Source organism: Kitasatospora sp. GP30, assembly GCF_029892145.1.
In the GTDB taxonomy this organism is placed as follows: domain Bacteria; phylum Actinomycetota; class Actinomycetes; order Streptomycetales; family Streptomycetaceae; genus Kitasatospora; species Kitasatospora acidiphila.
Genome location: NZ_JARZAH010000083.1, coordinates 1 through 8,958, shown reverse-complemented (window position 1 = coordinate 8,958; position 8,958 = coordinate 1). Strand labels below are relative to the sequence as shown.

General features: G+C 71.1%; 2 protein-coding genes. Both read right to left on the bottom strand.

Annotation, left to right across the window (positions count from 1 at the left end; translation table 11 throughout):
- A partial coding sequence (locus tag P3T35_RS40015; RefSeq protein ID WP_280709819.1) for a type I polyketide synthase occupies positions 1 to 6,207 on the bottom strand: 6,207 nt, incomplete at its 3' end.
- A 55-nt stretch (positions 6,208 to 6,262) separates the two neighbouring features.
- A partial coding sequence (locus P3T35_RS40010; protein WP_280709817.1) for an SDR family NAD(P)-dependent oxidoreductase occupies positions 6,263 to 8,958 on the bottom strand: 2,696 nt, incomplete at its 5' end.

Genomic DNA, 8,958 nt, shown 5'->3' with positions numbered 1-8,958 from the left:
CGCCCGATGATCGAACACCGAACGCGACGTCAACACCGAGAACGCCGCATCCAGCACCCGGACATCGCCCTCACGCACCCACTCCAGCAGCGCCGAAGCCTGACCCCGCACCGCCTCCTCAGACTTGCCCGACACCACCAACGGCATCACCGGAAGCCCAGCCACAGCCCCCGACTCCGCCACCCCCGAAGGCTCCTCCACCTGCTCCAGGATCACGTGCGCATTCGTCCCACTCACACCGAACGACGACACACCCGCACGCCGAGGACGCGCCACCTCCGGCCAGGCCCGCCGCTCCGTCAGCAACTCCACCGCACCGGAGGCCCAATCCACCTCCTGCGACGGCTCATCGACATGCAGCGTTTCCGGGAGGACACCCTCCCGCATCGCCATCACCATCTTGATCACACCCGCCACACCGGCCGCCGCCTGCGTGTGACCGATGTTCGACTTCAACGAGCCCAACCACAACGGACGTTCGGCGTCCCGGTCCTGGCCGTAGGTCGCCAGCAGCGCCTGCGCCTCGATCGGGTCACCCAACCGCGTCCCCGTCCCGTGCGCCTCGACGACGTCGACCTCCGAGGTGGACAAGCCGGCGTTGGCCAGCGCTTGCCGGATCACCCGCTGCTGCGACGGCCCGTTCGGCGCCGTCAGACCGTTCGACGCACCGTCCTGGTTCACCGCCGAACCCCGCACCACCGCAAGCACGTTGTGGCCGAGCCGGCGGGCGTCCGACAACCGCTCGACCAGCAGAACGCCGACACCCTCGCCCCAGCCCGTGCCGTCCGCAGCATCCGCGAACGCCTTGCAGCGACCGTCGGCGGCCAGACCGCGCTGCCGCGAGAACTCCACGAACGCGCCCGGTGTCGACATCACGGTCACACCGCCGGCGAGCGCCAGGTCGCACTCGCCCGACCGCAGCGCCTGCGCCGCCAGGTGCAGCGCCACCAGCGACGACGAACACGCCGTGTCCACCGTCACCGCCGGCCCTTCCAGACCGAAGACGTACGACACCCGGCCCGACATCACACTCGCCGTGTTCCCGGTCATCACATAGCCCTCGAGCTCACTGGCCTCCCCGGCGTTCTCCATCAGGAGCGGGACGTAGCTCTGGCCGTTGGTGCCGATGAAGACGCCGGTAGCGCTGCCCTTGAGCCGGTCCGGCGCGATACCGGCACGCTCCAGCACCTCCCAGGAGGTTTCCAGCAGCAGGCGCTGCTGCGGGTCCATCGCGAGCGCCTCACGCGGCGAGATCCCGAAGAACCCCGGGTCGAAATCCTCGGCGTTCTGCAGGAACGCGCCTTCCCGGGCGTAGGACTTGCCCGGCACCTCGGGGTCGGGGTCGTACAGGCTGCCCATGTCCCAACCGCGGTCGGTGGGGAAGCCGGAGACCGCGTCGACGCCGTCAGCGACCAGGCGCCACAGCTCTTCGGGCGAACGCACGCCGCCGGGGAAGCGACAGCTCATCCCCACGATCGCGATCGGCTCGTCCGCCATCGCGGCGGCTCCGGCACCGAGGGGCCCGACCGAGGCGTCCGGCTGGATGCCCAGCAGCTGGCCACCGAGGTGGCGGGCCAGCGCCTCGGGCGTCGGGTAGTCGAAGACGAGGGTCGCGGGCAGGCGGGTGCCGGTGGCCGTGGCCAGCCGGTTGCGGAGTTGGACGGCGGTCAGCGAGTCGAATCCGAGCTCCTTGAACGCGCGGCGCTCGTGGATCCCGTCCGCCGACTCGTGTCCCAGGACGACGGCGACGTGCGATCGCACCAGGTCGAGGATCTGCCGCTCCTGCTCCTCCCTGCCGAGCCCCTTCAGGCGGTCAGCGAGGGCCCCGGTGCCGGCGGTGGTACCGGCGGCACCGGGCGCGGCTGCGCGGAGGCTGCGCACCTGGGGCAGGTCCGCGATGAGCGGAGTGCTCCGCAGGGCGTTGAGTCGCTGTGCGAGCCGCGACCAGTCCACATCGGCGACCACCACGACGGTCTCGTCGTGATCCAGTGCCTGCTGGAGCGCCTTGATGCCGAGGTCGGGCGCCATCGGGGGGATGCCGTTGCGGCTCAGCTGCTGCTGAGCGGTTTCACCGGTGGCCAGTCCGGCGCCGCCCCACGCGCCCCAGACCACCGACGTCGCGGTGAGCCCGTGCGCCCGGCGGAACTCCGCCAGGGCATCCAGGTAGGTGTTGGCCGGTGCGTAGTTGGCCTGTCCCAGCGACGGCAGCGTGCCCACCAGCGAGGAGAACAGGACGAAGGCCGAGAGCTCGCGGTCCCGGGTCGCCTCGTGCAGGTTCCAGGCCGCCGTGGCCTTGGAACGGAGCACGGTGTCGAAGCGCCCGACCGTGAGCGAGTCCAGCATGCCGTCGTCCAGCGCAACGGCGGTGTGCATCACCGCGGTCAGCGGGTACTCGGTCGGGATGCCGTCCAGCAGCGCGTGCAGGGCGTCGCGGTCGGCGATGTCGCAGGCCGCGACCGTCACCTTCGCACCCAGCGCGGCCAGTTCGGCCGCGAGCTCGTCCGCACCCGGTGCCTGCGGGCCACGCCGGCTCACCAGCAGCAGATGCTCGGCCCCATGGCCGGCCAGCCACCGGGCCACCTGCGCGCCCAGCGCACCTGTGCCACCCGTGACCAGCACCGTGCCCGACGGGCGCCACTGACGCTTCGCGGAACGCCCGCCCAGCCGCGCCTCCAGCATGCGGGGGACGAACATTCCCGACACGCGTACGGCCACCTGGTCCTCGACGGCACCTGCCAGCGCCGCCAGCAGCCCTTCGCGCACCCGCTGATCGTCCTGCTCCCAGGCCAGATCGACGAGCCCGCCCCAGCGCTCCGAGTACTCCAGCGCGGCGACCCGGCCCAGGCCCCACAGCTGCGCCTGGACCGGGCTCAGCAGGTGGTCCTCCGCGCCGACCGACACCGCGCCACTGGTGACCACCCACAGCGGAGCGGTCACGGCCGCATCACCCAGTGCCTGCACCAGGAGCACGGTCGCGGCCAGCCCGGCCGGCACGGCATCTCCGGCCAGGTGCTCGCCCTCGGCAGAAGCCAGCAGCGAGAGCACACCGTCGACGTGCCCGAAGTCCGCCAGCTGTTCGGCCAGCCGGGCTCGGTCCGCCGCCACCGCCTCGACCTCGATCACCTCGGCCTCGGCACCGGCGCCCCGCAGCGCGTCCAGGCAGAGCTCCACCGACCGCGTGTCGCCCTCGGCAGCGGCGACGACGAGCCACTTGCCGGTCAGCGAAGGCGAGTTCGGGACCGTGATGCGCTTCCAGGTGGTGCGGTAGCGCCACCCGTCGACCGTCGAGTCCTCCCGCACCTGCCGACGCCACGACGACAGCACCGGAAGCACCGCTCCCAGCGACTCCTCCTGCCCGTCGTCCAGACCCAACACATCCGAAACAGACGACACATCCGCCTGCTCCACCGCACGCCAGAACGCCTCATCCACCGGATCCACCACGCCGGCCTCACCCCGCAGCGGCACGTCCAGCCAGTAACGCTGGTGCTGGAACGCGTACGTGGGCAGGTCGACGCGGTGGGCGCCGGTGCCCTCGAACAGAGTGGGCCAGGCGACCGGAGCGCCGCGCACGAACGCCTGCGCCAAGGACGCCGTCAGGCGCGGCCAACCGCCCTCACCACGACGCAGGGTGCCGATCGCCGCAGCGACGGTGTCCTGCTCGCCGATGACCTCCTCGATCGCCGGAACCAGGACCGGGTGCGAGCTCACCTCGATGAACAGGCCATGCCCTTGGGTAAGGAGGTTCTCAATGCCGTGACGGAACTCCACCGTCTGACGCAGGTTGGTGTACCAGTACGCGGCGTCGAGCCCCCTGGTGTCCAGGAAGCCACCGGTCACGGTCGACCAGAACGGCACCCGACCCTCAACCGGCACGATCGGCGCCAGATCGCGGGCCAGACGCTCGCGCAGGCCCTCCACCATCTGCGAATGCGAGGCATAGTCCACCGGGATCCGCCGCACCCGCACCCCACGACCCTCACACCACGCCATGAACTCGCCCAACGGCACGGCCGGGCCCGAAACCACCGTCGAGGCAACCCCGTTCACCGCCGCAACCGACACGCCATCCCCGCCCCACCGCTCCAGCAGCCCGCGCACCTCACCAGCACCCGCGCCCACCGACACCATGCCACCCGAACCCGCCAACTCCTCCGCGATGGCCTTCGAGCGCAACACCACCACCCGCGCGCCGTCCACCAACGACAACCCACCCGCGACGACAGCAGCCGCGATCTCACCCTGCGAGTGACCCACCACAGCCGCCGGCTCAACCCCCAACGACCGCCACACCTCAGCCAGCGACACCATCACCGCCCACAACACCGGCTGCACCACATCGACCCGCCCCAACCACCCCTCATCACCCGAACGCACCACCTCACCCAACGACCAATCCACCAAGCCACTCAGCACCCGCTCACACTCACCCATCCGCGCCGCGAACACCTCCGACGACCCCAGCAACTCCCCCGCCATCCCCAGCCACTGCGACCCCTGACCCGGGAACACGAACACCACACCACCATCAACCACCAACCCCGACACCACACCCGAAGACACCCCACCCGACGCCAACTCACGGAGCCCAGCGACAATTTCATTGCTCTCGGAGCCCAACACCACCGCCCGGGACCCGAACACCGACCGCGACGAAACCAGCGAGAATGCCGTATCCAGCAGCCCCAGCCCGGGCTCGGCCTCCAGCCGCTCCAACAGCGCCGCGGCCTGACCCCGCACCGCCGCCTCGGACTTGCCCGACACCACCAACGGCACCACCGGAAGCCCAACCACAGGCTCGCCAACAGCCGCCACCGCAGGTTCCTCGACCTGCTCCAAGATCACGTGCGCGTTCGTCCCACTCACACCGAACGACGACACACCCGCACGCCTCAGACGCCCAACCTCCGGCCACGCCTGCGACTTCGTCAACAGCTCCACCGCACCCGCCGACCAGTCCACGGCGCGCGACGGCTCGTCCACATGCAGGGTCTGCGGAAGCACGCCCTCACGCAGCGCCATCACCATCTTGATCACACCACCGACACCGGCAGCCGCCTGCGTGTGACCGATGTTCGACTTCAACGAGCCCAACCAGAGCGGCTGTTCGGCCGACCGGTCCCGACCGTAGGTCGCCAGCAGCGCCTGCGCCTCGATCGGATCACCCAACCGCGTCCCCGTCCCGTGCCCCTCCACCACGTCCACATCACCGGTCGTCAGGCGCGCATTCGCCAGCGCCTGCCGGATCACCCGCTGCTGCGACGGACCGTTCGGCGCGGTCAGACCATTCGACGCACCGTCCTGGTTCACCGCCGAACCCCGCACCACCGCAAGCACCTTGTGCCCGTTCGCCACCGCATCCGACAACCGCTCCACCAGCAGCATGCCGACACCCTCGGCCCAGCCCGTGCCGTCCGCGGCATCCGCGAACGCCTTGCACCGACCGTCCGAGGAGAGGCCCTGCTGCCGGGAGAACTCGACGAACGCACCCGGCGTCGCCATCACCGACACGCCGCCGGCCAGCGCCAAGGAGCATTCCTGCTTGCGCAGCGCCTCGCAGGCCATGTGGAGGGTGACAAGCGACGACGAGCATCCCGTGTCGAGGCTGACGGCGGGCCCCTCCAGGCCCAGGGTGTAGGAGATGCGCCCGGACACGACGCAGCTGAGGTTCCCGGTGACCAGGAAGCCCTCGAACGCGTCGGAGGCCTGCTTCACCGCGGAGGCGTAGTCGTTGTACATGACGCCGGCGAAGACGCCGGTGTCGCTTCCCTGCACGGACAGCGGGTCGATGCCGGCTCGCTCGAAGGCCTCCCAGGAGGTCTCCAGCAGCAGGCGCTGCTGCGGGTCCATCGCCATCGCCTCACGCGGCGAGATGCCGAAGAAGTCCGCATCGAAGTCGCCGGCGTTGTAGAGGAAGCCGCCGTCCCGGACGTACGACGTGCCGGAGCGCTCCGGGTCGGGGTCGTAGAGCCCGTCCACGTTCCAACCACGGTCCTCGGGGAAGCCGGAGACCGCGTCCACGCCGTCCATGACGAGCTTCCAGAGGTCCTCCGGCGAGCGCACACCACCCGGGTAGCGGCAGCTCATCCCCACGATCGCGATCGGCTCCCGCGCGGACTCCTCAAGTTCGCGGACCCGCTCCCGGGTCTTGTGCAGGTCGGCCGTCATCCACTTGAGGTAGTCGACGAGCTTCTCTTCGTTCGCCATCGTTCATTCCCTTGCGTCGTGCCGGTTCAGGTGGCTGTGGGGGGAGGAGACGGGGTCAGGAGCGCCCGAACTGCTGGTCGATGAAGTTGAGGATCTCGTCGGGGGTCGCCGCGTCGAGCTGGTCGAACGCGAGCCCCGGGTCGGCGTCCGCGTCCGTGCCTCCCGCCCGGCCGGACAGCGCGGATCCGCCGCGTGACTCCCGGATCCTGGCGAGCAGGGCCTCCAGGCGCGCCTCGATCCTGCGGCTGCCCGACTGGTCCGTCGAAGCGGTGGCGATCAGCGGATCGAGCTTGTCCAACTCCGCCAGCACGAAGGAGTCCGGGCTCGCCTCACCGTCGACCAGGCAGGTCAGCAGGTAGTCGGACAGAGCCGCGGTGGTCGGGTAGTCGAAGACCGCTGTCGCGGGCAGCCGCTGGCCCGTGGCCGCGTTCAGCTGGTTGCGCAGCCGAACCGCAGAGAGCGAGTCGAAACCTAGCTCCGAGAAGGCCGCGGTCGGCTCCACCGACGACGTCGACGCGTGGCCCAGCACGGCCGCCACGTGTTCGCGCACCAACTCGACCAGGATACGCCGCTGTTCAGCCGGAATCGCCGCAGCCAGCCGGTCCCGCAGCTGCTGGGCCCGGTCCTCGTCCTGGCTCGCGTCCCCGTTCGCACCCTCGGCGGGTTCGAGAGCCCGGGCCGCTTCCGGGATCCTGCTGATCAACGCACTGCGGCGGACCGAGGTGAACGCGGGCGCGAACCGCTCCCAGTCCACGTCCGCCACGGTCAGGCACGCGGCCTCCTCACCGACCGCCTGCACCAGCAGGGCCACCGCGAGCGCCGGGGACATCTCCAGCACGCCCCGGCGCCGAAGCTGCTCGGCGACGGCCTCGTCGGCGGCCATGCCCGACCCGGCCCAGGCGCCCCAGGCCACGGACAGCGCCGGACGGCCTTCGAGCTTTCGCCGCTCGGCCAGTGCGTCCAGGAACGCGTTCGCCGCGGCATAGGCCCCCTGACCACCACTGCCCCAGACGCCGGCGTTCGAGGAGAAGAGCACGAAGGCGTCCAAGTCCCGGTCGCCCAATAGGTCATCGAGGTTCACCGCACCCGCGATCTTGGCCCGCACGACGCCGGCCAGGTCGTCCAGTCCGCAGTCGTCCAGCAGCCCCGACGATCCGTCACCGGCGGTGTGGACGACCGCGGTCAGCGGGTGCTCGGCCGGGATGCCGTCCAGCAGCGCGGACAGGGCGTCGCGGTCGGCGATGTCGCAGGCCGCGATCGTCACCTTCGCACCCAGCGCGGTCAGTTCGGCCGCGAGATCGTCCGCACCGGGCGCCTGCGGGCCACGCCGGCTCACCAGCAGCAGGTGCTGTGCCCCGTTGCCGGCCAGCCAGCGGGCCACGTGACCGCCCAGGGCGCCTGTGCCACCGGTGACCAGCACTGTGCCGGACGGCTGCCACTCGTGCGCCGGAACCACCTTGTCAGCGCCGGGAGCGCGAACCAGCCGTCGGGCGAAGGTGCCTGACGTCCGGACCGCCAGCTGGTCCTCGCCATCCCCGTTGGTCAGTGCGGCGAGCAGCCGGTCCAGCGCCGTGCCGTCCGGCTTCTCCGGCAGATCGACCAACCCGCCCCAGCGGCTGGGGTGTTCCAGTGCGGCGACGCGTCCGAGACCCCAGATCTGAGCCTGCTCGGGGGCGATCAAGTACTCCGACCGGTCGGTCAGGACGGCGCCCTGTGTCAACACCCAGAGCGGAGCGGCGACACCTGCGTCGCCGAGCGCCTGCACCAGGAGCAGGGTCGCCGCCAGGCCGGCGCCCACGCCCGCGTGGTCGGGCATCGGCCGCTCGTCCAGCCCCAACAGCGAGATGACACCGGAAAATCCGCCTTCGGTGGCGGCCTCATCCGCTCCACCGGTTCGATCGGCGCCGACGGCCTCGACGATCCGCTGGGCCAGGCCGGCACGGTCGGTTCCGGCGGCGTCCGCCGGGTCGAGTTGCAGCACGCGGACCTCGCCGCCCGCGGTGTCGACTGCCTCGGCGATGGCACCCGCCCAGCCGGCGTCGGCCGCCCCGGCGGCTGTCACCAGCAGCCACCTGCCGGCGAAGCCGTCCTCCGGCGCGGGCTGCGGGGAAGCCATCGGCTCCCAGACCACCCGGTAGCGCCACCCGTCCCCGGCGGACTTCTCGCGCCGGCGTCGGCGGTAGGTCGAGAGCGCGGGCAGGACGGTGCCCAGGGTCCCCTGGGCGTCGTCGCCCAGGTCCAGGATGCGGGCCAGTCCCTCCAGGTCTTCGCCCTGGACAACCTCCCAGAACTGCTCGTCCACAGCGTCGGTGGCGGAGGTGCGGGCAGGTGCGTTCGTCGGCCAGTAGCGCTGGCGTTGGAAGGCGTAGGTGGGCAGGTCGACGCGGTGGGCGCCGGTGCCCTCGAAGAGGGTGTTCCAGGCGACCGGGGCGCCGTTGACGAACGCCTGCGCCAGGGACGCCGTCAGGCGCGGCCAACCGCCCTCACCACGACGCAGGGTGCCGATCGCCGCAGCGTCGGTGTCCTGCTCGCCGATGACCTCCTCGATCGCCGGAACCAGGACCGGGTGCGAGCTGACCTCGATGAACAGGCCATGCCCTTGGGTGAGGAGGTTCTCAATGCCGTGACGGAACTCCACCGTCTGACGCAGGTTGGCGTACCAGTACGCGGCGTCGAGCTCCCTGGTGTCCAGGAAGCCACCGGTCACGGTCGACCAGAACGGTACCCGACCCTCAACCGGCACGATCGGCG